At 71.5% G+C, this 22,168-nt stretch carries 22 protein-coding genes; 12 read left to right on the top strand and 10 right to left on the bottom strand.

Annotated features, from left to right (window positions below; genetic code table 11):
- Positions 1-3: 3 nt before the first annotated feature.
- Positions 4-660, bottom strand: a complete 657-nt coding sequence (locus ACWEN3_RS06190) for a class I SAM-dependent DNA methyltransferase (RefSeq protein WP_452966301.1) — start codon at positions 658-660, stop codon at positions 4-6.
- Between the two features lie 234 nt (positions 661-894).
- Here ACWEN3_RS06190 and ACWEN3_RS06185 point away from each other — a divergent pair, with 234 nt between their 5' ends.
- The 7 genes from ACWEN3_RS06185 to ACWEN3_RS06155 all read left to right on the top strand — a co-directional run bounded on the left by ACWEN3_RS06185 (position 895) and on the right by ACWEN3_RS06155 (position 9,378).
- Positions 895-2,130 carry an amidohydrolase gene (locus tag ACWEN3_RS06185; RefSeq protein WP_452966299.1) on the top strand — a complete coding sequence of 412 codons (1,236 nt, stop codon included), beginning with the start codon at positions 895-897 and terminating at the stop codon, positions 2,128-2,130.
- Between the two features lie 278 nt (positions 2,131-2,408).
- Positions 2,409-3,467 carry a BMP family lipoprotein gene (locus ACWEN3_RS06180; protein ID WP_452966297.1) on the top strand — a complete coding sequence of 353 codons (1,059 nt, stop codon included), beginning with the start codon at positions 2,409-2,411 and terminating at the stop codon, positions 3,465-3,467.
- A gap of 222 nt (positions 3,468-3,689) precedes the next feature.
- Positions 3,690-5,216, top strand: a complete 1,527-nt coding sequence (locus ACWEN3_RS06175) for an ABC transporter ATP-binding protein (protein WP_452966334.1) — start codon at positions 3,690-3,692, stop codon at positions 5,214-5,216.
- Positions 5,213-6,340: an ABC transporter permease gene (locus tag ACWEN3_RS06170; protein WP_452966295.1), complete on the top strand. Its 1,128-nt coding sequence runs from the start codon at positions 5,213-5,215 to the stop codon at positions 6,338-6,340. The genes ACWEN3_RS06175 and ACWEN3_RS06170 overlap by 4 nt, the downstream gene beginning before the upstream one ends.
- Positions 6,340-7,626 carry an ABC transporter permease gene (locus tag ACWEN3_RS06165; RefSeq protein ID WP_452966293.1) on the top strand — a complete coding sequence of 429 codons (1,287 nt, stop codon included), beginning with the start codon at positions 6,340-6,342 and terminating at the stop codon, positions 7,624-7,626. Before ACWEN3_RS06170 ends, ACWEN3_RS06165 begins: the two co-directional genes overlap by 1 nt.
- Positions 7,623-8,027, top strand: coding sequence for a cytidine deaminase (locus tag ACWEN3_RS06160; protein ID WP_452966290.1), 405 nt, complete (start codon positions 7,623-7,625; stop codon positions 8,025-8,027). The genes ACWEN3_RS06165 and ACWEN3_RS06160 overlap by 4 nt, the downstream gene beginning before the upstream one ends.
- A gap of 67 nt (positions 8,028-8,094) precedes the next feature.
- Entirely contained in the window at positions 8,095-9,378 is a 1,284-nt protein-coding gene (locus ACWEN3_RS06155; RefSeq protein ID WP_452966288.1) for a thymidine phosphorylase, read from the top strand.
- A 115-nt stretch (positions 9,379-9,493) separates the two neighbouring features.
- Here ACWEN3_RS06155 and ACWEN3_RS06150 read toward each other — a convergent pair whose 3' ends face one another.
- Entirely contained in the window at positions 9,494-10,414 is a 921-nt protein-coding gene (locus ACWEN3_RS06150; RefSeq protein WP_452966286.1) for an AEC family transporter, read from the bottom strand.
- A gap of 115 nt (positions 10,415-10,529) precedes the next feature.
- On the opposite strand from ACWEN3_RS06150, the gene ACWEN3_RS06145 reads away from it, so the two are divergent.
- Positions 10,530-10,916, top strand: a complete 387-nt coding sequence (locus tag ACWEN3_RS06145; protein ID WP_452966285.1) for an STAS domain-containing protein — start codon at positions 10,530-10,532, stop codon at positions 10,914-10,916.
- On the opposite strand, the gene ACWEN3_RS06140 is transcribed toward ACWEN3_RS06145, so the two are convergent.
- Together ACWEN3_RS06140 and ACWEN3_RS06135 are read right to left on the bottom strand one after the other, a co-directional pair.
- Positions 10,800-11,813, bottom strand: a complete 1,014-nt coding sequence (locus ACWEN3_RS06140) for a sigma-70 family RNA polymerase sigma factor (protein WP_452966282.1) — start codon at positions 11,811-11,813, stop codon at positions 10,800-10,802. The two genes, ACWEN3_RS06145 and ACWEN3_RS06140, sit on opposite strands and share 117 nt — an antisense overlap.
- Before the next feature lie 211 nt (positions 11,814-12,024).
- Positions 12,025-13,311, bottom strand: a complete 1,287-nt coding sequence (locus tag ACWEN3_RS06135; RefSeq protein ID WP_452966279.1) for an MFS transporter — start codon at positions 13,309-13,311, stop codon at positions 12,025-12,027.
- 63 nt (positions 13,312-13,374) lie between these two features.
- Between ACWEN3_RS06135 and ACWEN3_RS06130 the strand changes: the two genes are divergently transcribed.
- Positions 13,375-14,355: a LysR family transcriptional regulator gene (locus ACWEN3_RS06130; RefSeq protein WP_452966276.1), complete on the top strand. Its 981-nt coding sequence runs from the start codon at positions 13,375-13,377 to the stop codon at positions 14,353-14,355.
- Between the two features lie 47 nt (positions 14,356-14,402).
- Here the strand turns inward: ACWEN3_RS06130 and ACWEN3_RS06125 are convergent, their stop codons facing one another.
- Positions 14,403-15,164: an alpha/beta hydrolase gene (locus ACWEN3_RS06125; RefSeq protein ID WP_452966273.1), complete on the bottom strand. Its 762-nt coding sequence runs from the start codon at positions 15,162-15,164 to the stop codon at positions 14,403-14,405.
- 144 nt (positions 15,165-15,308) lie between these two features.
- On the opposite strand from ACWEN3_RS06125, the gene ACWEN3_RS06120 reads away from it, so the two are divergent.
- Positions 15,309-16,496 (top strand): adenosine deaminase, encoded by a 1,188-nt coding sequence (locus ACWEN3_RS06120; protein ID WP_452966271.1) that lies wholly within the window; start codon positions 15,309-15,311, stop codon positions 16,494-16,496.
- 151 nt (positions 16,497-16,647) lie between these two features.
- Positions 16,648-17,016: an ATP-binding protein gene (locus ACWEN3_RS06115; RefSeq protein ID WP_452966268.1), complete on the top strand. Its 369-nt coding sequence runs from the start codon at positions 16,648-16,650 to the stop codon at positions 17,014-17,016.
- Between the two features lie 98 nt (positions 17,017-17,114).
- Here the strand turns inward: ACWEN3_RS06115 and ACWEN3_RS06110 are convergent, their stop codons facing one another.
- From ACWEN3_RS06110 to afsQ1, 5 genes are all read right to left on the bottom strand, one after another.
- Complete coding sequence (locus ACWEN3_RS06110; RefSeq protein WP_452966266.1) at positions 17,115-17,318, bottom strand: PspC domain-containing protein; 204 nt, start codon at positions 17,316-17,318, stop codon at positions 17,115-17,117.
- An 88-nt stretch (positions 17,319-17,406) separates the two neighbouring features.
- On the bottom strand, positions 17,407-17,964 hold the full coding sequence (locus ACWEN3_RS06105) for a VanZ family protein (RefSeq protein WP_452966263.1): 558 nt from the start codon (positions 17,962-17,964) through the stop codon (positions 17,407-17,409).
- A gap of 111 nt (positions 17,965-18,075) precedes the next feature.
- The gene (locus ACWEN3_RS06100) at positions 18,076-18,678 is read right to left on the bottom strand and encodes a hypothetical protein (RefSeq protein ID WP_452966261.1); all 603 of its coding nucleotides are present in this window, start codon (positions 18,676-18,678) and stop codon (positions 18,076-18,078) included.
- Positions 18,675-20,267, bottom strand: coding sequence for an ATP-binding protein (locus tag ACWEN3_RS06095; protein WP_452966259.1), 1,593 nt, complete (start codon positions 20,265-20,267; stop codon positions 18,675-18,677). Before ACWEN3_RS06095 ends, ACWEN3_RS06100 begins: the two co-directional genes overlap by 4 nt.
- Positions 20,264-20,941, bottom strand: a complete 678-nt coding sequence (gene afsQ1, locus ACWEN3_RS06090; RefSeq protein ID WP_026248263.1) for a two-component system response regulator AfsQ1 — start codon at positions 20,939-20,941, stop codon at positions 20,264-20,266. Before afsQ1 ends, ACWEN3_RS06095 begins: the two co-directional genes overlap by 4 nt.
- A gap of 241 nt (positions 20,942-21,182) precedes the next feature.
- Between afsQ1 and ACWEN3_RS06085 the strand changes: the two genes are divergently transcribed.
- Positions 21,183-21,920 carry a SigE family RNA polymerase sigma factor gene (locus tag ACWEN3_RS06085; RefSeq protein ID WP_452966255.1) on the top strand — a complete coding sequence of 246 codons (738 nt, stop codon included), beginning with the start codon at positions 21,183-21,185 and terminating at the stop codon, positions 21,918-21,920.
- Positions 21,921-22,168: the final 248 nt, after the last annotated feature.

The following is a 22,168-nucleotide window of genomic DNA, read 5'->3' as shown; positions in this document are numbered from 1 at the left end:
CCGCTAGGCGGGCTTCCTGGCCAGCACGAACGCCCGTGGACGAGTCTCCTCCCCGGCCGGCTGCCGGAACACGGTCGCCACCAGCTCCAGCCCCGCCCCGTTCAGCAGCGCCGTGACCTGTTCGGGCGTACGCCAGTAGTAGTCGAGGGTGATCTCGTGACCGAAGCGCTCCGCCAGGTGGAGGTGGCCGGTTTCGGAGCCGGACTGGAAGGCGAGGAGAACATGGCCGCCGGGGAGCAGGGTGCGGTGGAATTCGGCGAAGGCGGTCGGCAGGTGGGCGTCCGGGACGTGGATGGTGGAGTAGAGGGCGAGGATGCCGCCCAGCGTGGCGTCGGGCAGGTCCAGGGCGGTCATCGAGCCGACGTGGAAGCGCAGTTGCGGATGGGCCTCGCGGGCCAGGGCGACCATGGTGGGGGAGAGGTCCACGCCGAAGGCCGGGACGCCGTGGGAGTGCAGGAGCGCGGTGACATAGCCGGGGCCGCTGCCCAGGTCGGCGACGGGCGCCGTGCCGTTCGCCGTGACCAGGTCGGCGAAGGTGGTGATCAGGGTGCGGTCCAGGGGGTGACTCAGACCGCTCGGGTGGTGGGCCGTGTAGTCCTTGGCGATCGCGTCGTAGGAGGTGCGGGTCGTCTGGAGGAAGTCCTCGGTCAGGTCGGTCACGACTGGGGACCCTAGCCGGAGGGGGGCCGCGCCGGGGCCCGGTCCGCGGACACGACGAGCGTGACTCAGGCAAGGCATGGTAAGGGTGGAAGGAGGAAACGAAAGTTTTACCCATCAAAGTCCGCCGCCATGCGTCCGCCGGTCAGATTTTCTTCCCCTAACGGGCTGAACTTTTGTTGATCGAGGGGTAGTTGATCAGTCGGGCGTCCTACCCTTCAGAGGGTGAAGCAATTGATGTCCCTAGAGTCCGAGGCCGGCCTCCCGGGGGATGTGCTCCCCGGCGTGCTGAGCGAGTCCCTGCACGCCGAACTCGTCGCGTTCCGACGCGACTTGCACATGCACCCGGAGCTGGGCAACCAGGAGTTCCGCACGACCGCCGCGATCAAGGAGCGGCTGGAGAAGGCCGGGCTGCGCCCCCGTGTCCTCGCCACCGGAACCGGACTCGTGTGCGACATCGGGCTCCGGGAGGGGGCCCGGCCGGCCGTGCCGCTGCTCGCGCTGCGCGCCGACATCGACGCCCTGCCGATCCCGGACACCAAGACCGACTGCCCCTATCGGTCCACCGTGCCCGACCGGGCCCACGCGTGCGGCCACGACGTGCACACGACGGTGGTGCTGGGGACCGGCCTGGTCCTCGCCGACCTGCATGCCAAGGGGCTGCTGACCCGGCCCGTGCGGCTGCTCTTCCAGCCCGCCGAGGAGGTGCTGCCCGGCGGCGCCCTCGGGGCGATCGAGGACGGCGCGCTGACCGGGGTCGGGCGGATCCTCGCCGTGCACTGCGACCCCCGGGTGGACGCGGGGAAGGTCGGACTGCGGCACGGGCCGATCACCAGCGCCTGCGACCGGCTGGAAGTGGCGCTGGACGGGCCCGGCGGGCACACCGCCCGGCCGCATCTGACCACCGACCTGGTCACCGCCGCCGCCCGGGTCGCCGTCGACGTGCCCGCGGTGATCGCCCGCCGTATCGACACCCGCGCGGGGCTGGCGGTGACCTGGGGACGGATCGAGTCCGGCCATGCGCCGAACGTGATCCCGCAGCACGCCGAGCTGTCCGGGACCGTCCGCTGCCTGGACCTGGACGCCTGGCGGCAGGCCCCCGACATCGTGCACGCGGCCATCGACGAGGTCGCCACCCTGCACCGGGCCAAGTCGGAGATCAACTACGTGCGCGGGGTGCCGCCCGTGGTGAACGACCGGGAGTCCACCGAGCTGCTGCGGCGCGCGATGGCCGCCCGGCGGGGGCGGGAGTCCGTCGAGAGCACCGAGCAGAGCCTGGGCGGGGAGGACTTCTCCTGGTACCTGGAGCACGTGCCGGGAGCCATGGCCCGCCTCGGCGTACGGCGGCCCGGCGAGCGCACGGTGCGTGATCTGCACCAGGGCGACTTCGACGCCGACGAGCACGCGATCACGGTGGGCGTGGAGATGTTCACCGCGGCCGCCTTCCTGGACCCCAACGGGACGCAGAGCTGACCGGACGGCCCCCGCGGGGGCCGTCCCCCCGGCGAGCGCAACACATATGCAAGCCATTCGTGCACTGACCGCAACACGGGTGTGGGACGGCTCAGAGAACGAGTTCAGGTGCTGTTTGCCTCGAATCGATAACGGCGTCGAGAGGGGTGTTTTTCTGACATCTACGCGCGTTACGATGCCGCGAAGCCGACGCCGCCGGGGCGTCTAGGCTCGAGCGCCGACCAGGTGCTCACATCAAGCGCCGACATGGCGCTCAGGTCAGGTGAAGGAGCCTTCCCGTGCGCCGGGTAGCCAAGCTTTCTGCTGCGTGTATCGCCACCGCAGCCCTCGCAGTGACTGCCACCGCGTGTGGCAGCACGTCCTCCGACAACAACGCCTCGTCGTCCTCCTCCTCGGGCGGCGGCAAGGGCATCAAGATCGGTCTCGCCTACGACGTCGGCGGCCGTGGTGACAGGTCCTTCAACGACTCCGCCGCGCGCGGTGCCGACAAGGCCGAGAAGGAGTTCGGCGGTTCCATCAAGGAGCTGACCGCCAAGACCTCCGACACCGAGGCCGACCGCGAGCAGCGGCTGTCGGACCTGGCCCAGGCCGGTTACAACCCGGTCGTGGCGGTCGGTTTCTCCTACGCCGCCTCCATGGAGAAGGTCGCGAAGCAGTTCCCGAAGACCAGCTTCGGCATAGTCGACTCGGTCGTGGACGCCAAGAACGTCAACAGCATCACCTTCACCGAGGAGCAGGGCTCCTACCTGGCCGGTGTCGCCGCGGCGCTGAAGACCAAGAAGGACCACGTCGGCTTCATCGGCGGTGTCGACACCCCGCTGATCAAGAAGTTCGAGGCGGGCTACGTCCAGGGCGTCAAGGACACCAACCCGAAGGTCAAGGTCGACGTCCAGTACCTGAGCCACGGCACCGACCTGTCCGGCTTCTCCAGCCCCGACAAGGGCAAGCAGGCCGCGCAGGGCATGCTGGACAACGGCGCCGACGTGGTCTACTCGGCGGCCGGCTCCTCCGGCAACGGCGCGATCGAGGCCGTCAACGGCGTCAAGGGCGCCTGGGCCGTCGGCGTGGACTCCGACCAGTACAACGTCCCGGGTCTGGCCAAGTACAAGAACTCGATCCTGACCTCGATGGTCAAGAACGTCGACGTCGGCGTCTACGACTTCATCAAGTCGGTCCACGACGGCAAGCCGCTGGCCGGCAACAACGTCTACTCGCTCGCCAAGAACGGTGTCTCGCTGGCCACCAGTGGTGGCTTCATCAGCGACATCCAGCCCAAGCTGGACGCGGCGAAGCAGAAGATCGTCTCCGGCCAGATCAAGGTCAAGACCACCCCGTGATCTGATTCCGACCCGACCCCGTCCGGTCGGTTCGTCGGACCTCGGCTCGGCGTAGGGGGAGCCGCTCGCTACCCCCTCGCCGAGCCATAACAATGTGTCAACTCTACGCGTGTAGCATGGAGTTGCCGCGCTAGCGTCGCCGACGCCTGCCCTCCCCTACGCAGCCCCTTTCCCCGAGGAGAGTGCGCCATCAACGCGTCCAGCCCTCCCGCTGCCGTCGAACTGCGCGGCATCACCAAGCGTTTCCCCGGCGTCGTCGCCAACCGCGACATCGACATCACCGTACGCACGGGCACCGTGCACGCCCTGTGCGGTGAGAACGGCGCCGGCAAGTCCACCCTGATGAAGATCCTCTACGGCATGCAGCAGCCGGACGAGGGCACCATCACGGTCAACGGCGAGACGGTGGTCCTCCACAACCCCGCCGACGCCATCGGCCGCGGCATCGGCATGGTGCACCAGCACTTCATGCTCGCCGACAACCTCACCGTCCTCGAGAACGTCGTCCTCGGCGCGGAGAAGCTGTACGGCATCGGGGGCAAGGCCCGCGCGAAGATCAAGGAGATCTCCGACGCGTACGGCCTGAACGTCCGCCCCGACGTCCTCGTCGAGGAGCTGGGCGTCGCCGACCGCCAGCGCGTGGAGATCCTCAAGGTCCTCTACCGGGGCGCCAAGACCCTCATCCTGGACGAGCCCACCGCCGTCCTCGTGCCGCAGGAGGTCGACGCCCTCTTCGACAACCTGCGCGAGCTGAAGGCCGAGGGCCTCACCGTCATCTTCATCTCCCACAAGCTGGGCGAGGTGCTGTCCGTCGCCGACGAGATCACCGTCATCCGGCGCGGCACCACCGTCGGCACGGTCGAGCCGCGGAGCACCACCCCCAAGCAGCTCGCCGAGCTGATGGTCGGCAGCGAGCTGCCCACGCCGGAGACCGAGGAGTCCACCGTCACGGACGTCCCGATGCTCAGGCTGGACGGCGTGCACCTCTCGCAGACCGACCTCGACGGCATCGAGCGGATCATCCTGGACGAGGTCACCTTCACCATCCACAAGGGCGAGGTCCTCGGCATCGCCGGTGTGGAGGGCAACGGCCAGTCCGAGCTGGTCGAGGCGATCATGGGCATGCGCCAGCCCGACGCCGGCGTCGTCACGCTCGACGGCGCCGACATCTCGCGCATCCCGACCCGCGACCGCCGCGAGGCCGGCATCGGCTACATCCCCGAGGACCGCCACCGCCACGGCCTGCTCCTGGAAGCGCCGCTGTGGGAGAACCGCATCCTCGGCCACGTCACCGAGAAGCCCAACTCGCGCGGCGGACTCCTCGACATCAAGGCGGCCCGCACCGACACCGAGCGGATCGTGCAGGCGTACGACGTCCGCACGCCCGGCATCGACGTGACCGCGGCCTCGCTCTCCGGCGGCAACCAGCAGAAGCTGATCGTCGGCCGCGAGATGAGCCACAACCCCAAGCTGCTCATCGCCGCCCACCCCACCCGTGGTGTGGACGTCGGCGCGCAGGCGGCCATCTGGGACTACATCCGCGACGCCCGCCGCGAGGGCCTGGCCGTGCTGCTGATCTCCGCGGACCTGGACGAGCTGATCGGGCTCTCCGACACCCTGCGGGTCATGTACCGCGGCCGCCTGGTCGCCGACGCCGACCCCGCCACGATCACCCCCGAAGAGCTGGGCTCCGCCATGACGGGTGCGGCCACCGGCCACCTGGAGCACACAGAGGACGACGAGCGATGAAGAAGCTGACCTCACGGATCGACAAGGAGCGGCTGCTCCTCGGGCTCGCCGCGCCGCTGCTGGCGATCGTCGCCGCGCTCGTCGTCACCGCCCTGGTGATCCTCGCCACCGGCAAGAACCCGGGCGCCGCGTTCAGCGACATGGTGACCTACGGCTTCGCCAGCGACAGCCAGGTCTACATCCTGAACAAGGCGACCACGTACTACCTGGCGGGCGTCTCGGTGGCCATCGGCTTCCGGATGAACCTGTTCAACATCGGCGTCGACGGCCAGTACCGGCTCGCCGCGTTCATAGCCGCCGTCGTCGGCGGGGCGCTCACCGTGCCCGGCTGGATCGCCATCCCGCTGATCCTCATCAGCGCCATGGCGACCGGCGCCCTGTGGGCGGCCATCGCCGGCATCCTCAAGGTGACGCGAGGCGTCAGCGAGGTCATCTCGACCATCATGCTGAACTCGATCGCCACCGCGATCATCGCCTACCTGCTGCAGCCCGGGAAGCTCGCCCAGCTCGAACAGGGCGGCACCGTGGTCTCCACCAAGCCGCTGCCGTCGTCCTCGTACTTCTTCAGCATCAACACGGGCCCTTCCGGCGAGCTGTGGGGCTTCATCGTCATCGCCGCGCTGGTCGGCGTCGCGTACTGGTTCGTGCTCGGCCGTACCCGGTTCGGCTTCGACCTGCGCACGGTCGGCCAGTCCGAGAGCGCGGCCTCCGCGAGCGGTGTGTCGGTGAAGAAGATGGTCGCCACCAGCATGATCATCTCGGGTGCGGTGGCCGGTCTCATCGGCATGCCGACCCTGCTCAACGACAGCTACGCGTTCAGCAACGACTTCCCGGTCGGTATCGGCTTCACCGGCATCGCCATCGCGCTGCTCGGCCGCAACCACCCGATCGGCATCGCGCTCGGCGCCCTCCTGTGGGGCTTCCTGGAGCGCACCACCAACCACCTGGAGTTCCAGGGCTACGACAAGGAGATCCTCGGCGTGATCCAGGGCGTCATCGTCCTGTGCGTCGTGATCGCCTACGAGGTCGTACGCCGGTACGGCCTGAAGCGCCAGCAGCAGCGGGTCGGCGCGGAACTCGCCGCCCAGGCCGCCGCTCCGACGAAGAAGCAGGAGGTGGCGTGATGACTGCCACGATGACCGACGCGCCGCCGCCCGCGGCGCCCAAGGCGGCGGGCGCGCCGCAGCGCTCGGGCCGCTCGTTCGGCCAGATCCTCCTGCTCGTGGCGGGCGCGCTGCTGCTCCTGGCCGCGGTCCGGATGATCACCGGCTCCAACGACCTCGACTCCGCCGGGCAGGTCAGCGCCGCGCTCGGCCTCGCCGTGCCGATCGGCCTCGCCGGTCTCGCCGGTCTGTGGTCGGAGCGGTCCGGTGTGGTCAACATCGGCCTCGAGGGCATGATGATCCTCGGCACCTTCGGCGCCGGCTGGATCGGCTGGCAGTCCAGCCCCTGGCTGGGCCTGCTGTGCGGCATCGGCTTCGGTGTCCTCGGCGGCCTGCTGCACGCCGTCGCCACCATCACCTTCGGCGTGGACCACATCGTCTCCGGTGTCGCGATCAACCTGCTCGCGCTCGGCGCCACCCAGTACCTCGCCAAGCTGTTCTTCACCAACGGCCATGCGGCCGACGCGGGCGGCAACCCCAAGCAGTCCCCGCCGGTCGACTCGCTGCCGAACGTCACCGTGCCCGGACTGTCCGACGGCCTCGCGTCGCTGGAGAAGCACCACTGGTTCCTGGTCTCGGACCTCGCCGGCATCCTCGGCGGCCTGATCACCAACCTGTCCGTGGTCACGATCCTGGCCGCGGTGCTCTTCGTCGGCAGCTGGTGGATCCTGTGGCGCACCCCGTTCGGGCTGCGGCTGCGCTCCTGCGGCGAGAACCCGGTCGCCGCGGAGTCGCTCGGCGTCAACGTCTACCGGTACAAGTACGCGGCCGTGGCCATCTCCGGCGGCCTCGCCGGCCTCGGCGGCGCCTTCCTCGCGCTGGTCACCTCGCACACCTACCTGGAGGGCCAGACCGGCGGCCGCGGTTACATCGGCCTCGCGGCGATGATCTTCGGCAACTGGCGCCCGGGCGGCCTGGCGATGGGCGCCGGCCTGTTCGGCTACTCCGACGCCCTCCAGCTGCGCAACGGCGGTACGACCGTGCACGCGCTGCTGCTCCTGCTGGTCGTCCTGCTCGTGGCCCTGGCCGGCTGGAAGCTGTACCGCACCTCCCTGTGGCAGGGCTCGGTCAGCCTCATCGTCGCCGCGCTCGTCCTGGTGTGGTACCTGTTCACCGACGAGGTTCCGAGCGACTTCGTGGGCGCCACCCCGTACGTCGTCACCCTGCTCGTGCTGTCGCTCTCCGCGCAGCGCCTGCGGATGCCGAAGGCGGACGGCATGCGGTACCGGAAGGGCCAGGGCAAGTGACTCAGGAAACCGCCGTGTTCGGCTGGGAGGCGCTGCGCGCCGAGGCGCGGGAGGCCATGTCCCACGCCTACGCCCCCTACTCGGGCTACCCCGTCGGCGCGGCGGCCCTGGTCGACGACGGCCGCACGATCACCGGCTGCAACGTCGAGAACGCCTCCTACGGACTCGGCCTGTGCGCCGAGTGCGGGCTGGTCTCGCACCTGCAGCGCACGGGCGGCGGCCGTCTGACCCACTTCACCTGCGTGGACGGCGAGGGCGCCCTGCTGGTGCCCTGCGGCCGCTGCCGCCAGCTCCTCTACGAGTTCGGCGGTCCCGGCCTGCTGCTCGACACGCCCGCGGGCGTACTCCCGCTCTCCGAGATGCTGCCCCAGGCCTTCGGCCCGGACCATCTCACCAAGTAACTCCCGTACGGCCCCCCTGACCCGCTCAGGGGGGCCGTGCACCTTCGCACCCCCCGGAAGGAAAGCCATGGCCATGGACGCCATCTCCGTCATCCGCACGAAGCGGGACCGCGGCGAGCTGACCGACGAGCAGATCGACTGGGTCATCGACGCGTACACCCGCGGCGAGGTCGCCGACTACCAGATGGCCGCCCTCAACATGGCGATCCTGCTCAACGGCATGAACCGCGGCGAGATCGCCCGCTGGACGGCCGCCATGATCGCCTCCGGCGAGCGCATGGACTTCTCCAGCCTGTCCCGCCCGACGGCTGACAAGCACTCCACCGGCGGCGTCGGTGACAAGATCACGCTGCCGCTGGCCCCCCTGGTCGCGGCCTGCGGCGCGGCCGTCCCGCAGCTCTCCGGCCGGGGCCTCGGCCACACCGGCGGCACCCTGGACAAGCTGGAGTCGATCCCCGGCTGGCGCGCCCTGCTCTCCAACGAGGAGATGCTGCACGTCCTCGACACGACCGGCGCGGTGATCTGCGCGGCGGGCGACGGCCTGGCCCCGGCGGACAAGAAGCTGTACGCCCTGCGCGACGTGACCGGCACGGTCGAGGCGATCCCGCTGATCGCGTCCTCGATCATGTCGAAGAAGATCGCGGAGGGCACCGGCTCCCTGGTGCTGGACGTGAAGGTGGGCACGGGCGCCTTCATGAAGACGATCGAGGACGCGCGTGAGCTGGCCTCGACGATGGTCGGCCTGGGCACGGACCACGGCGTGAAGACGGTCGCGCTCCTGACGGACATGTCCACCCCCCTCGGCCTCACGGCGGGCAACGCCCTGGAGGTCCGCGAGTCGGTGGAGGTCCTGGCGGGCGGCGGCCCCGCGGACGTGGTCGAGCTGACGATCGCGCTGGCCCGCGAGATGCTCGACGCGGCCGGCATCAAGGACGCGGACCCCGCGAGGGCCCTCGCGGACGGCTCCGCGATGGACGTCTGGCGCCGCATGATCGCGGCCCAGGGCGGCGACCCGGACGCCGAGCTGCCCACCTCGAAGGAGCAGCACGTCGTCAAGGCGTCGTCCACCGGTGTCCTGACCCGCCTCGACGCCTACGGCATCGGCGTCGCCGCCTGGCGCCTGGGCGCCGGCCGCGCGCGCAAGGAGGACCCGGTGCAGGCGGGGGCGGGCGTCGAGCTGCACGCCAAGCCGGGCGACACGGTGACCGAGGGCCAGCCCCTGCTGACCCTGCACACCGACACCCCCGAGCGCTTCGACTACGCCCTCCAGGCGGTCCAGGGCTCGTACGACATCGCGGCACCGGGCACCGACTTCACGGCGACCCCCGTGGTGCTGGAGCGCATCGCCTGACCGGGGGATCTCCCTTCCGGGTGAACGGGATCGGCGGACCTCCGCCGGTCCCGTTCGGCGTGCCGGGACCGGTGACACGACGCCCCTCACGACCGGGTTCTCCGCCGGCCGGGCCTCAGCCCAGTGCCGTCGCCACCCCCACCAGGACCGGTACCGACACGATCGTCGAGAGCAGGATCGACTCGCGGGCCAGGGACTCGGCCACGTGGTAGCGGCTGGCGTAGGTGAAGAGGTTCTGGGCGGCCGGGAGGGCGGAGGTCACCACGACGTCCAGCAGGGGCGCGCCACGCAGGCCGAAGACGGCGGTCGCCAGGGCCCAGGCCACCAGCGGCTGGCCCAGTGACTTCAGCGCCACGGACAGCAGGACCAGTTCGCGGTCCCGGCCCCGCCCGGGGGCCGCGCTGCCGTGCAAAGACATGCCGAAGACCAGCAGGGCCGCCGGGACGGACATGTTGCCGATCAGGGTGAGAGGGTCCAGCACCGGGCCGGGCAGCGTCCAGCCGGCCGCCGACACCACGACCCCGGACAGCGAGCCGACGGCGATGGGATTGCGCAGCGGGGTCAGCAGGCGCCGCCACACCGTGCCCTTCTCGCCCATGCCGGACAGGTCGAGGACGGTGAGCGCGACGGGGGTGACGAGGACGACCTGGAAGAGCAGCACCGGCGCCACCAGGGACGCGTCGCCCAGCACATACGCGGCGATCGGGATGCCGAGGTTGCCCGAGTTGACGTAACCGGAGCACAGCGCGCCGATCGTCGTACGGCCCACCCCCCAGCGCCCGAGCGCCCCGGCCGCCACGAAGACGCCGGAGACCGCCACCGAACTCAGGGCCGTCACCAGCAGGCGGCTGGAGAAGAGGACCGACAGGTCGGCCCTGGCCAGGGTCGTGAAGAGCAGCGCAGGACCGGCCACCGTGAAGGCCAGCCGCGTCAGGACCTCGACCCCCTGCGCCCCGAGCGTCCCGCGCCGCCCGAGCACATAGCCCACCCCGATGACGACCGCGATCACCGCGAACCCGCTCAGCACCCCCTGCACGGGACCAACCCTCCGGGGAAGATCGCGGGCACGTCAATGTGATCTTCGACGGCCCGGGCGGGCGGACGCGGCCCGGCGAGGCGAACGCACGAGGCGACGGCACGCGCGGGCCGCGATGAGTTCCGCACGCCCGGCGGGTCTACCGCACGTGGATGCCCAGGAACCCGCCGTGCTCGTGTTGGCCGGCCCCGTCGGACGTGAGGAGGTGGCAGGGCTGTGCGCGGACGTGCGGGCGCTGCTGGACGGCCGTGGGGCCGGGGTCGTCGTGTGCGACGTGGGCGGGCTCGGGCCGCCGGGGCTGGCGGTCGTGGACCTGCTGGCGCGGCTGGAGCTGGCCGCCCGCCGGGCCGGCGGGCGGATCCGGCTCAGGGACCCCGATCCCGCGCTACACGCCCTGCTCGCCCTCGTCGGACTCCGCTTCCAGGTGGAGGGGCAGCCCGAAGAGCGGGAACCACCGCTGGGTGTCGAGGAAGCAGTGGAAACCGGTGATCCGGCCCTCTGACAGCTCCAGCACCTGCACCGCCCAAGGACTGAAGCCGCCCTTCTCCGGGTCCGGCTTGTAGTGCGCGAAGCCGGGCAGGCCGTTGGCCCGGACGGGCAGCAGCCGGGAGCCGGCGCAGGAGGCGCCGAGGGTGGTCATGAAGCCGGTGATGTCGGCCGAGCCGAGCAGCCACAGGTCGAACGGCGGCATCGTCATGATGGCGTCCTCGTGGAGCAGCGCCGTCAGCGCCGTCATGTCGTAGCCCTCGAAGGCCTTGACGTAGCGCTCCAGGAGTCGCTGCTGCTCCTCGTCCAGCGGGTCGGACACCGTGGCGTCGGCGCCCGCCTCCGCGCGCTCGGCGAGGGTGGCGCGCGCCCGCTGCAGCGCGCTGTTGACCGAGGCGACCGTGGTGTCCAGCAGCTCGGCGACCTCGCTCGCCCGCCAGGCCAGCACCTCGCGCAGGATCAGCACCGCCCGCTGCTTGGGCGGCAGCTGCTGCAGGGCTGCCATGAAGGCCAGGCGGATCGACTCCTTGGCGACCGCCGCCTCCGCCGGGTCGTCGACCGTCGGCAGCACGCGCGCGTCCGGCACCGGCTCCAGCCAGGTGTGGTCCGGGCGGGGGGAGAGGGCCGCCTGGGCGAGTGGGGTCGAGTCCGTCAGATCCATCGGCCTCGCCCGCTTGTTCCCCGCCGTCAGCATGTCCAGGCACACGTTGGTCGCGATCCGGTACAGCCACGAGCGCAGGGAGGAGCGGCCCTCGAACCTGTCGTAGCTCCGCCAGGCGCGGACCAGGGTGTCCTGCACCGCGTCCTCGGCCTCGAAGGAGGAGCCGAGCATCCGGTAGCAGTAGCCGGTCAGCTCGGTCCGGTGCTTCTCCAGTGCGACGTCGAGATCCGCCGTCGCCGTGCTGTCGCCCATCGTCCACCCACCCCTGTGGCCGTCCTGTTCGCGCGCCTTCGCGCTCCAGCACTCCGGAAGCTACCGCAGCCCACTGACAATGGCCCCCGGAGCACGAAAAAGCCCAGCTGGGATCGGTTGCTTTCGAGGGTGAGCACCCTGACCGCGGGCGCACACGCGTGCGGGGTACGGGCCCGCATGCCCGTACCCCGCAGCTCCCGCGACCGGGCTCTCAGTGCGCCGCGACCGGCTCCCGGCCGGCCGCCCGGGCCGCCCGGGACCCGAGGACCGTGATCGTGACGACGCCGAGGACCGCGAGGATCCCGACGCCCACCGTGCCCGCCCAGCCGTCCGCGTGGAAGGCCGTCGCGCCGACCGTGCTGCCGACGCTGGAGCCGATGTAGTACGCCGACTGGTAGAGGGCGGAGGCCTGGGCGCGGCCGTGCGTGGCCGTCTTGCTGACCGCCGAGGAGGCGACCGCGTGCCCGGCGAAGAAGCCCGCGGTGATCAGCACCAGGCCCACCAGGACCAGCGGCAGCGAGTCGGCCAGGGAGAGCAGCAGGCCCGCGGTCGTCGTGCCGCCCGCCAGGTACAGCGCACCCCGGCGGCCGAGCCGGCCCACCAGACGGCCCGCCACGGACGCGGACACCGTGCCCACCAGGTAGACCAGGAAGATCGAGCCGGCGACACCCTGCGGCAGCCCGAACGGCGCCCCCGTCAGCCGGTAGCCGATCACCGTGTACACGCCGCCGAACACGGTCATGAACAGCGCGCCGATCGCGTACAGACGGCGCAGCAGCGGGTCGGAGAGGTGGTCGCGGACCGAGCCGAGCAGGACGCGGGGCCGCAGCGAGCCCGCCTTGAAGTGCTTCGGGGCCGGCAGCAGCAGCCGGAACGCCACCGCGCACCCGACGGCGACCAGGCCGATCACGCCGACCGAGACCCGCCAGCCCCACTCCTGCGCCACCCAGCCGGTGATCACCCGGCCGCTCATGCCGCCGATGCTGTTGCCCGCGACGAACAGGCCGATCGCCGTGACCAGCGCCTTCGGCCGGACCTCCTCGGCCAGGTACGCCTGCGCCGAGGCCGGCAGACCGGCCAGCGCGGCGCCCTGCACCGCCCGCAGCACCACCAGCGCGCCGATCGACGGCGCGAAGGGCACCAGCAGTCCGACGGCCACCGCGACCGCCAGCGAGGCGGTCATCACCGTGCGGCGCCCGAAGCGCTCCGACAGGGCGCTCATCGGGAGCACGAACAGGGCCAGTCCGCCGGTCGCGGCCGCCACGGTCCAGCTCGCCTCGCTCGCCGCGACGCCGAACTCCCCGGAGATCAGCGGCAGCAGGGCCTGCGTGGAGTAGAGCAGGGCGAAGGTGGCGACTCCGGCGAGGAAGAGGGCGAGGCTCATCCGGCGGTAGCCGGGGCCGCCCGGGGTCATCCGGGAGTCGGAGGCGGAGTCGGCGGTGCGGGCTTGCGATTCGGCGTCCACGGTGGCGGACGCCTCAGTACTGGCGGGAGACATGCCTCGACCGTATGTACGGTCTTTCTCATCCGTCCAATGCATGGAATCGGCATAATCGTTCCCATGGTGCATCAGCAGAGGTCACAGGCGCGCCTGTCACCGTACAGTGACACAGAAGACATGGCGCTGTTGCTCGCGCCCCGCCTCGCGTACTTCGCCGGCGTGGCCCGTACCGAGCACGTCACCCGTGCCGCCCAGGAGATGAACGTCCCCCAGTCCACCCTCTCCCGCGCGATGGCCCGCCTGGAGGAGGACCTGGGCGTGGACCTGTTCGCCCGCCGGGGCCGCACCGTCTCCCTGACCACGGCCGGCCACACCTTTCTCGCCTCCGTCGAGCGCGCCCTCGCCGAGGTCGAGCGCGCCGCCGAGGAGGTCCGCGCGGACGCCGACCCGGCCACCGGCAAGGTCGCCTTCGGCTTCCTGCACACCATGGGCGCCGAGACCGTACCCGGCCTGCTGCACGCCTTCCGCGCCGACCACCCGCGCGTCCGCTTCAGCCTGGTCCAGAACTACGGCGAGGCCATGCTGGAGGGCCTGCGCGCCGGTGAACTGGACCTCTGCCTGACGTCCCCCGTCCCCGACGCGCCCGACCTGGTCGCCCGCCGGCTCGACGAGCAGAAGCTCCGCCTGGTCGTCCCCGCCGACCATTCCCTGGCGGGCCGCCGCCGCATTCGGCTGGCCGAGGCCGCCGACGAAACCTTCGTCACCCTGGAACCCGGCTACGGCCTGCGGCGCATCACCGACGCCCTGTGCCGCGAGGCCGGGTTCACGCCCCGGATCGCCTTCGAGGGCGAGGAGGCGGAGACGCTGCGGGGACTGGTGGCGGCGGGTCTGGGGGTCGCCCTGCTGCCTCCGCCGACCGTCCCGAGGCCGGGGGTGGTGGAGCTGACGGTCACGGCCCCGAGGGCGGTACGGGAGATCGGCGTCGCATGGCTGGCCGGCCGCCCGGACACCCCTCCGGTGGCCGCCTTCAAGAGGTTCCTGCTGTCGAGACGGGGGAGTCTCCTTCCCCAGGGGGTGTCGTTCGGATCAGGCCGGCCGTGAGGAACAGCGCTTGCCGGGCGACGCCGGGATGATCCGAACGACACCCCCTAGTGCCGCAGCGACTGGCCGAACCCCGCGGCCAGCGGCATCCGCAGGCCGATCGGCGGCGGCGCCGCGAGCGCGTCCTCGACCGGCCGGGAGACCGCGCTCCCGAACAGCGCGCCCATCACGAAGTCGGCGGAGAGGGAGAGCACTTCGTCCCGGTACCCGTGCAGTCCATGGCCGTCCGAGTGGACTTCGAACCGGCACACCTCCCGGTTCACCTTCTTCGCCCGGGCGGCCAGCCGGAAGGACAGCTCGGGGTCGGTGCGCTCGTCGTTCGTGCCGTGCACGATCAGCACCCGCCGCCCCACCAGCTGCTTCACCGGCTCGGGCGGTGCGGCCACGTCCTCCTCCGGCAGCCAAGGGGCGAGCGACACCACCGAGTTGACGGCCTCGTGGCCGCCCGCGCGGAGCGCCGCCCGGCCGCCCATGCCGACGCCGACCAGACACACGGGGACGTCGCCGTAGCGTCGTACGACCTCCTCGGCGGCCCACTCCGCGTCCCCGGCCAGGTGCGCCTCGCTGCCGTTCCAGCCGCGGTAGCGATAGCGGACGGCGTGGACGGCCAGCCCCTCGGCGCGGCCCGCGCGGGCGAGGCGGCGGCCCAGGGCACGCACGAAGGCCGTCGCCCAGACGGGGGACGGCCTGCGGGCGGAGACCTCCTCCCCGCCGGGGAGCAGCAGCACCGCTCCGCTCACCGCCGTCGGCTCCGGGCCGACTGCCTTCCCCAGCCCGGCCGTTCGCACCGGCGTCGCTTGCTGTCCCATGACAGAACAGTGTCAGAAGGCGCGGTGTACCAAACCCGTACGTGCGGTCACCGTTGCGTATCGACGGAAAGCCGACGCAAAACGTGCGGCGGTGTCCGGTGCGAACAGCCCGCTCTCTACGCGCGTAGGCGTTACAGTGCGGCAATGACGAGCCAGACTGCACCCGCCGGGGGCGTCCCGGCGAACGCCCCGGCGCACGTGCCGACGGGGGACCAGATCCGCCGGGCACCCAAGGTCGTGCTGCACGATCACCTCGACGGCGGGCTCCGGCCGGGAACCGTCGTCGAACTCGCCCACGAGACCGGGTACGGGGAGCTTCCCGAGACCGACCCGGACAAGCTGGGCCTCTGGTTCCGTGAGGCGGCCGACTCCGGATCGCTGGAACGGTATCTGGAGACCTTCCGGCACACCGTCGGCGTGATGCAGACCAGGGACGCCCTGGTCCGGGTCGCCCGGGAGTGCGCCGAGGACCTCGCCGAGGACGGGGTCGTCTACGCCGAGGTGCGCTACGCCCCCGAGCAGCACCTGGAGAACGGGCTGAGCCTGGAGCAGGTGGTCGAGGCGGTCAACGAGGGGTTCCGGCAGGGCGAGCGGCTGGCCCGGGAGAACGGCCACCGGATCCGCGTCGGCGCCCTGCTCACCGCCATGCGGCACGCGGCCCGCTCCCTGGAGATCGCCGAACTCGCCAACCGCTACCGGGACTCGGGCGTGGTCGGCTTCGACATCGCCGGCGCCGAGGCCGGCCATCCGCCCACCCGGCACCTGGACGCGTTCGAGTACCTCAAGCGCGAGAACAACCACTTCACGATCCACGCCGGCGAGGCCTTCGGGCTGCCGTCCATCTGGCAGGCGCTGCAGTGGTGCGGCGCCGACCGGCTCGGGCACGGGGTGCGGATCATCGACGACATCGAGGTCGGCGCGGACGGGTCGGTGCGGCTCGGGCGGCTCGCCTCCTACGTCCGGGACAAGCGGATCCCGCTGGAGCTGTGCCCCAGTTCCAACCTGCAGACCGGGGCCGCCTCCTCGTACGCCGAGCATCCGATCGGGCTGCTGCGCCGGCTGCACTTCCGGGCCACGGTGAACACCGACAACCGGCTGATGTCGCACACCACCATGAGCCAGGAATTCGAGCACCTCGTCGAGGCGTTCGGTTATACGCTCGACGACCTGCAGTGGTTCTCCGTCAATGCGATGAAATCAGCGTTCATTCCTTTCGATGAACGACTCGCGATGATCAATGACGTCGTCAAGCCCGGATATGCGGAGCTGAAGTCCGAATGGCTGTTTCAGCAGACGGCGTCCACCAGCGGTTCTGTCGGTTCGGAGGGGTAGTCCCACCCTCTTTCCATGCACGGAATGCGGACGCCATTTCACGGGGCGTCCGCATTTCGGTGTTTGCGGATGGCGGCCCGGCGTGTTTACGGTCGTGGACCGCTCGGATCGTTTGTGATCTTCCGTCTCCGCATTCAAGGACGCACTCACCATGAAGCAGTCTGCCGCCAAGACCCTCGGTGTCGCCGCCCTCGGTGCCGCCTTCGCCGCCGTCGGCGCGGGCGCCGCCAACGCGGCCCCGGCCGTCCCGGACGCGCCCCAGGCCGCGCAGGCCCTGGACGGCGTCACCAAGACGCTGCCGGCCGGGAACGTCGGCAAGGCTCTGCCGGGGGCCGCCGAGGCGCTCACCCATGGGCAGGGTGCCGTGGGTGCCGGGGTGGCGGCCGCGCAGCCGGCCGTCCAGAACGTGCTCGCCAAGGGTCCGGCCGCGCCGGTCGCCCAGCTGCTCGGCGGGCTGCCGCTGCGGAACACGGGTCTGCCCACGCACGGTGTGCCGGTGAACGGGATCCCGCTCGGCTGACGTCCTTCTTCCCCCATGACGCCGCTGGGGCGCTCCGGAGCTGTCCGGAGCGCCCCAGCGGCGTGTGCGCGCGGATCCCGGCGGGTCCGGGATCGGGATCACCAGGCCGTGGAGCGGACCGACTCCTCGGACGGCAGCAGGATCCACAGACCTATGTAGAGCAGGAACTGCGGTCCCGGCAGCAGGCAGGACAGCAGGAAGAGGACCCGCATCGTCGTGGCGGAGGTGCCGAAGCGCCGGGCCAGCGCTGCGCAGACTCCGCCGAGCATGCGGCCGTGGGTGGGGCGGGCGAGGGCGGCCATGTCGGCTCCTGTCGTGATCGTCGGTTCGCTGTGCGGCTGTCTTCAGCTGTCTTCGACGATACGGAGACGAAGCGGACGAAGCGTCCCTCTACGGAGCTATCCCGACCCTGGGAATCGTCGGGGTGCGCCCCTGAGACAGCTCCTCCGGGGCGGTGACGGGCTCGGCCTCGCCGTGCCCGGACCCCGCACGCCGCAGCCGGGCGCGGCCCGCGGGGACCACGGCCAGGTGGGCCAGGATCACACCGGTGGTGTTGAGCAGCAGCGAGTCCACGTCCACGACCCTGCCGGGCACACCGGTCTGCACCAGGGCGATGCCGAGGGAGATCAGGGCGCCCGCGGCGGCCGTACGGATCAGGGAGGACAGCGGGGAGACCGCGAGCCGGCCGTGCACCGCCGGCAACAGCACGCCCAGCGGGGCGAGCAGGGCCAGCCCCTCGCCGAGGGGCTTGGCGGCGCCCGGCCAGCCCAGCGCCAGATCGGCCCGGACACCGGCCAGGGGGCGCAGATTGGGAGGCGTCACCCACGGGACGTCCAGAGGCCGCAGCATCAGCCAGGCGACGACGGCGAGATGTGCGACGAGGAGGACACCGCCTGTCACACGGATGCGGATTGCGGCGTTGCCGCCGACGGAGCCTTGACGCTGCACGACCCCCAAGACGCGTGGGCGTGCACGATCGGTTCCGCATCGGTCACGCGGATGTGTGTGTGAAGGGTGCTCTGCGTCCCGGCCGGGCGGGGCCGGACCGCTCGACCGCGGCTACCTGCCGGTGACCTCGCCGGACGGCGGCGAGGCGCTGCCCGGGCGGCTGCGGACGTCGGCGGTGCACTCGTAGCGGCGCAGGGCGGCGGGGACGGGGCCGCCCAGGATGACCGAGCCGTCGCCCTCGGTGGCGGCGGAGCCGGACAGGGTGCACACCAGCTGGGCGAGGGCGTAGGAGGTCAGACGGTCCGGGACGGCGCTCAGACGGAGGGAGTCCTCGGGGTCCTTGGGACCGGGGCCGGTCGCGGTGAGACCGCCCGGCACGTGCGTCGTGTAGCCCGCGGAGCGCTCCGCGGCCGACGGCGCCGCGGCGAGCTGGTCCAGCAGCCCCTGCGCCACCATCACCCGGCGCCTGGCGTCCGGGGTGCCCTCCGGTACGCGCACGGTCCGGTCGACGGTCACCAGGGACGCCCCGCACAGCAGGAAGACCTGCACGGGAACGCCGTTCGAGGTCTGCGTGGCCAGATCGGGCCCGGCCAGCGAGCACGGCACCCGCGAGGGCGCCGCGCCGAAGTCGGTCGGCACCTCCGTGGCCCGGATGCCGCAGCCGGTGAGCAGGGCGCCCAGGAGGGGCAGCGCCAGCAGGCGTCGTACGGTCATGACCCCTCCTTTCCCGGTCTGTCGTCCTTGCCGGACGTGTCGTTCTTCGTGCCGTCGTCCGCCTCCTCGGTCAGCCGTGAGGCGTCCCTGGGCAGCCGCAGGGTGAACACCGCACCGCCCTCGGGGGAGTTGGCGGCGGTGATCTCGCCGCCGTGGATGTGGGCGTTCTCCAGGGCGATGGAGAGGCCGAGCCCGCTGCCCTCGGAGCGCGGGCGGGAGGCGCTCGCCTTGTAGAAGCGGTCGAAGACGTGCGGGAGGACGTCCTCGGGGATGCCGGGACCGTGGTCGCGGACCTGGATCACCATGTCCTCGTCGGCCACGCGCACCGACACCCGGACCGGCGAACCGCCGTGCTTGAGCGCGTTGCCGATCAGGTTGGCGAGGATGACGTCCAGGCGCCGCGGGTCGAGCAGGGCGTGGACGCCGCGCTCGGCGTCCAGCTCGACGGCGTCCAGCCAGGCGCGGGCGTCGATGCAGGCGGTGATCTGGTCGGCGACGTCGACGTCGTCCAGCACCAGCCGGGCGGTGCCCGCGTCGAAGCGGGTGACCTCCATCAGGTTCTCGACCAGGTCGTTGAGGCGGCGGGTCTCGCTGACCACCAGCCGTACCGCCGGCTCGATCATCGGGTCCATGCCGCCCGCCTCCGACTCCAGCTCCTCCTCCAGCACCTCCGTCACGGCGGTGATGGCGGTCAGGGGCGTACGCAGCTCGTGGCTCATGTCGGCGACGAAGCGGCGGGACGCGTCGTCCCGCGCGGCCATCTCCGCGACCCGCTTCTCCAGCGCCTCCGCCGCGTTGTTGAACGTCCGGGAGAGGTCGGCGAGTTCGTCCGTGCCCGAGACCCGCAGCCGGGTGTCCAGCCTGCCCTCGCCCAGCCGCCGGGCGGCCACGCCCAGCCGGTGCACCGGTTTCAGCACGGTCGTGGCGGCCGCCTGCGCGAGCAGCGCCGCGCCGATCAGGGCGAGGCCGGTCGCGATGCCGAGCGACCAGGCCAGCGAGTCGAGGTCCTTCGCCTCCGGCTCCAGGGACTTCGCCATGTAGCCCGTGGGGCCGCCGCCGATCACCCGGGTACCGGCCACCAGATACGGCGTGCCGTGGTTCACGACCCGCTGCCAGTACAGGTGGTACGGCTCCTTGTTGGTGTCGCTGACCTTCTGCTGCTTGTCCACGGCCGCGCGCAGCGAATTCGGCACGTCCTCCAGCGAGAAGCCGTTGATACCGCCCGAATTGCCGTACACCGTCTTGCCGTTCGTGTCCTGGCCGACCAGGAGCACGCTGAAGCTCTGGCTGCTCGCGGCCATCTGCCCTGCGGCGCGCTGGAGCTCGTCCTGGGTGGGGTGCGCCGGCAGCGCACCCGCGCGGTTCTGCATCTCCTGCCGGAAGTCGCGCAGCACCGCGTCCTGGGCGCGGGTGAGCACCGCCTCGCGGTTGAGCCAGTAGGCGATGCCCGACGCCGACACCGCGGCGGTGAGGGCGACCAGCCCGAAGACGACGACCAGCCGCAGCCTGAGGCTGGTGAACCTGAGCCGCGACAGACTTCCCGTGCGCCCCGCGGCCCAGCCGCGCAGCCCCCCTTGCGTGTCGGTCACTGAGGGGCGTCCAGGCGGTAGCCGACACCACGGACCGTGCGGATCAGGGTCGGGGACGACGGAACGTCCTCCACCTTGGCGCGCAGCCGCTGCACACACGCGTCCACCAGGCGGGAGTCGCCCAGGTAGTCGTGCTCCCACACCAGCCGCAGCAGCTGCTGCCGGGACAGCGCCTGACCGGGCCGCCGGCTCAGCTCCAGCAGCAGCCGCAGCTCGGTCGGGGTCAGCTGCAGGTCCTCGCCGTTCTTCGTCACGGTCATCGCGGACCGGTCGATGACGACGTTGCCGAACGTCGCCGAGTCGCTGGACTCACGCTCCCCGCGCCGCAGCACGGCCCGGATCCGGGCGTCCAGCACCCGCCCCTGGACCGGCTTGACGACATAGTCGTCGGCGCCGGACTCCAGTCCGACGACCACGTCGATGTCGTCGCTGCGCGCGGTCAGCAGGATGATCGGCAGCTGGTCCGTGCGCCGGATGCGCCGGCACACCTCGAACCCGTCGATGCCGGGCAGCATCACGTCCAGCACGATCAGGTCCGGCCGCTGCTCGCGCAGCAGCTTCAGACCGTCCTCGCCGCTGGCAGCGGTGGCCACCCGGTGTCCCTGGCGCGTCAGGGAGAGCTCCAGGGCCGTACGGATGGCGTCGTCGTCCTCGATCAGCAACAGGGAAGGCACGCGCTCATTCTGGCCCATGGACGGGGTCTCGTACGACCTGTCGGCGCCGTCCCTCCCCACCGCCACCGCCTGTGCACTTCCTGTGACGACACCGGCCCCGGCCCCTGTGACAGGTCTGTGACAGTCGGCGGACACGGCGATGAAGTCGCCCCGGCAGAGTTCTCGGCACGGGCAACGGCAGTGAGCCGGAACCGGCCCGGGCAGGACCGAATCACCGGAAGTACACGACGGGGAGCGCGAGATGAACACGCTGCACAGCATCAGCACCAGCGCAGTGGTCACGCGTCTGCACGACGTGCACCGGGGTTCCGAGAGGTCCGGTGCCGTGAGCCTGCGGGGGTGCGCTCGCGGCACCGGGCGTCAGCACACCGCCTACATGACGGTGGTTGACGCGCGTACGGGGGAGACGCACGGGGGAAGCGCGTACGGGGAGGACTCGGGGGAGCGCCGCTCGCTGACGGAGGCGGAGTTCACCGCCTACGTCCAGGAGCGCCGCGCCTCCCTGTACGCCACCGCCTACCACCTGACCGGCGACCGCTTCGAGGCCGAGGACCTGCTGCAGAGCGCGCTGTTCTCGACGTACCGGGCGTGGGAGCGGATCAGCGACAAGGCGGCCGTCGGCGGGTACCTCCGCCGCACCATGACGAACCTGCACATCAGCGCCTGGCGGCGCCGCAAGCTCAACGAGTACCCGACCGAGGAACTGCCGGAGACGGCCGGCGAGACGGACGCGATGCGCGGCACCGAGCTGCGCGCGGTCTTGTGGCAGGCGCTGGCCCGGCTGCCCGAACTCCAGCGCACCATGCTGGTCCTGCGCTACTACGAGGGCCGCACGGACCCGGAGATCGCCGACATCCTCGGCATCAGTGTCGGCACGGTGAAGTCCAGCATCTGGCGGTCGCTCCGCCGGCTGCGCGAGGACGAGGTCCTCAGCTTCGGCCGTGACGAGGAGAGCGCCTTCGGCGAGTTGGTCGCCTGAGGTCAGGGTCACCGGGGGGTGACCCGCGGGGGGAAGCACGGGGGAACGGGGGACCACTGGGGGGTGGGCCCACGGGGGAATCACGGGGGAGAAACAGAAGCGGGGGGGGGGGGGGGGGCCGCCCCGCCCCCCCCCCCCCCCGCAACAACACAAACCAGCACCACCCAAAACACCAACCCCCCCCCCCCCCCCCCCACCGCAACCACCCCCTCACCACCCCAAAAAAAAAAAAACTAACGGCGAAACAA

This window comes from Streptomyces sp. NPDC004561 (assembly GCF_053602155.1).
The sequence above is the reverse complement of the archived record's forward strand: the minus strand, read 5'-3'. Positions and strand labels throughout refer to the sequence as shown.

Excerpts from the sequence above, each read along its gene's own strand:
- ACWEN3_RS06165 (WP_452966293.1), top strand. The coding sequence starts at position 6,340 with ATGACTGCCACGATGACCGACGCGCCGCCGCCCGCGGCGCCCAAGGCG.
- ACWEN3_RS06155 (WP_452966288.1), top strand. The coding sequence starts at position 8,095 with ATGGCCATGGACGCCATCTCCGTCATCCGCACGAAGCGGGACCGCGGC.
- ACWEN3_RS06140 (WP_452966282.1), bottom strand. The coding sequence starts at position 11,813 with ATGGGCGACAGCACGGCGACGGCGGATCTCGACGTCGCACTGGAGAAG.
- ACWEN3_RS06170 (WP_452966295.1), top strand. The coding sequence starts at position 5,213 with ATGAAGAAGCTGACCTCACGGATCGACAAGGAGCGGCTGCTCCTCGGG.
- ACWEN3_RS06135 (WP_452966279.1), bottom strand. The coding sequence starts at position 13,311 with ATGTCTCCCGCCAGTACTGAGGCGTCCGCCACCGTGGACGCCGAATCG.
- ACWEN3_RS06125 (WP_452966273.1), bottom strand. The coding sequence starts at position 15,164 with ATGGGACAGCAAGCGACGCCGGTGCGAACGGCCGGGCTGGGGAAGGCA.
- ACWEN3_RS06100 (WP_452966261.1), bottom strand. The coding sequence starts at position 18,678 with ATGACCGTACGACGCCTGCTGGCGCTGCCCCTCCTGGGCGCCCTGCTC.
- ACWEN3_RS06120 (WP_452966271.1), top strand. The coding sequence starts at position 15,309 with ATGACGAGCCAGACTGCACCCGCCGGGGGCGTCCCGGCGAACGCCCCG.
- ACWEN3_RS06115 (WP_452966268.1), top strand. The coding sequence starts at position 16,648 with ATGAAGCAGTCTGCCGCCAAGACCCTCGGTGTCGCCGCCCTCGGTGCC.
- ACWEN3_RS06145 (WP_452966285.1), top strand. The coding sequence starts at position 10,530 with ATGAGTTCCGCACGCCCGGCGGGTCTACCGCACGTGGATGCCCAGGAA.
- ACWEN3_RS06085 (WP_452966255.1), top strand. The coding sequence starts at position 21,183 with ATGAACACGCTGCACAGCATCAGCACCAGCGCAGTGGTCACGCGTCTG.
- ACWEN3_RS06130 (WP_452966276.1), top strand. The coding sequence starts at position 13,375 with ATGGTGCATCAGCAGAGGTCACAGGCGCGCCTGTCACCGTACAGTGAC.
- ACWEN3_RS06110 (WP_452966266.1), bottom strand. The coding sequence starts at position 17,318 with ATGGCCGCCCTCGCCCGCCCCACCCACGGCCGCATGCTCGGCGGAGTC.
- ACWEN3_RS06185 (WP_452966299.1), top strand. The coding sequence starts at position 895 with ATGTCCCTAGAGTCCGAGGCCGGCCTCCCGGGGGATGTGCTCCCCGGC.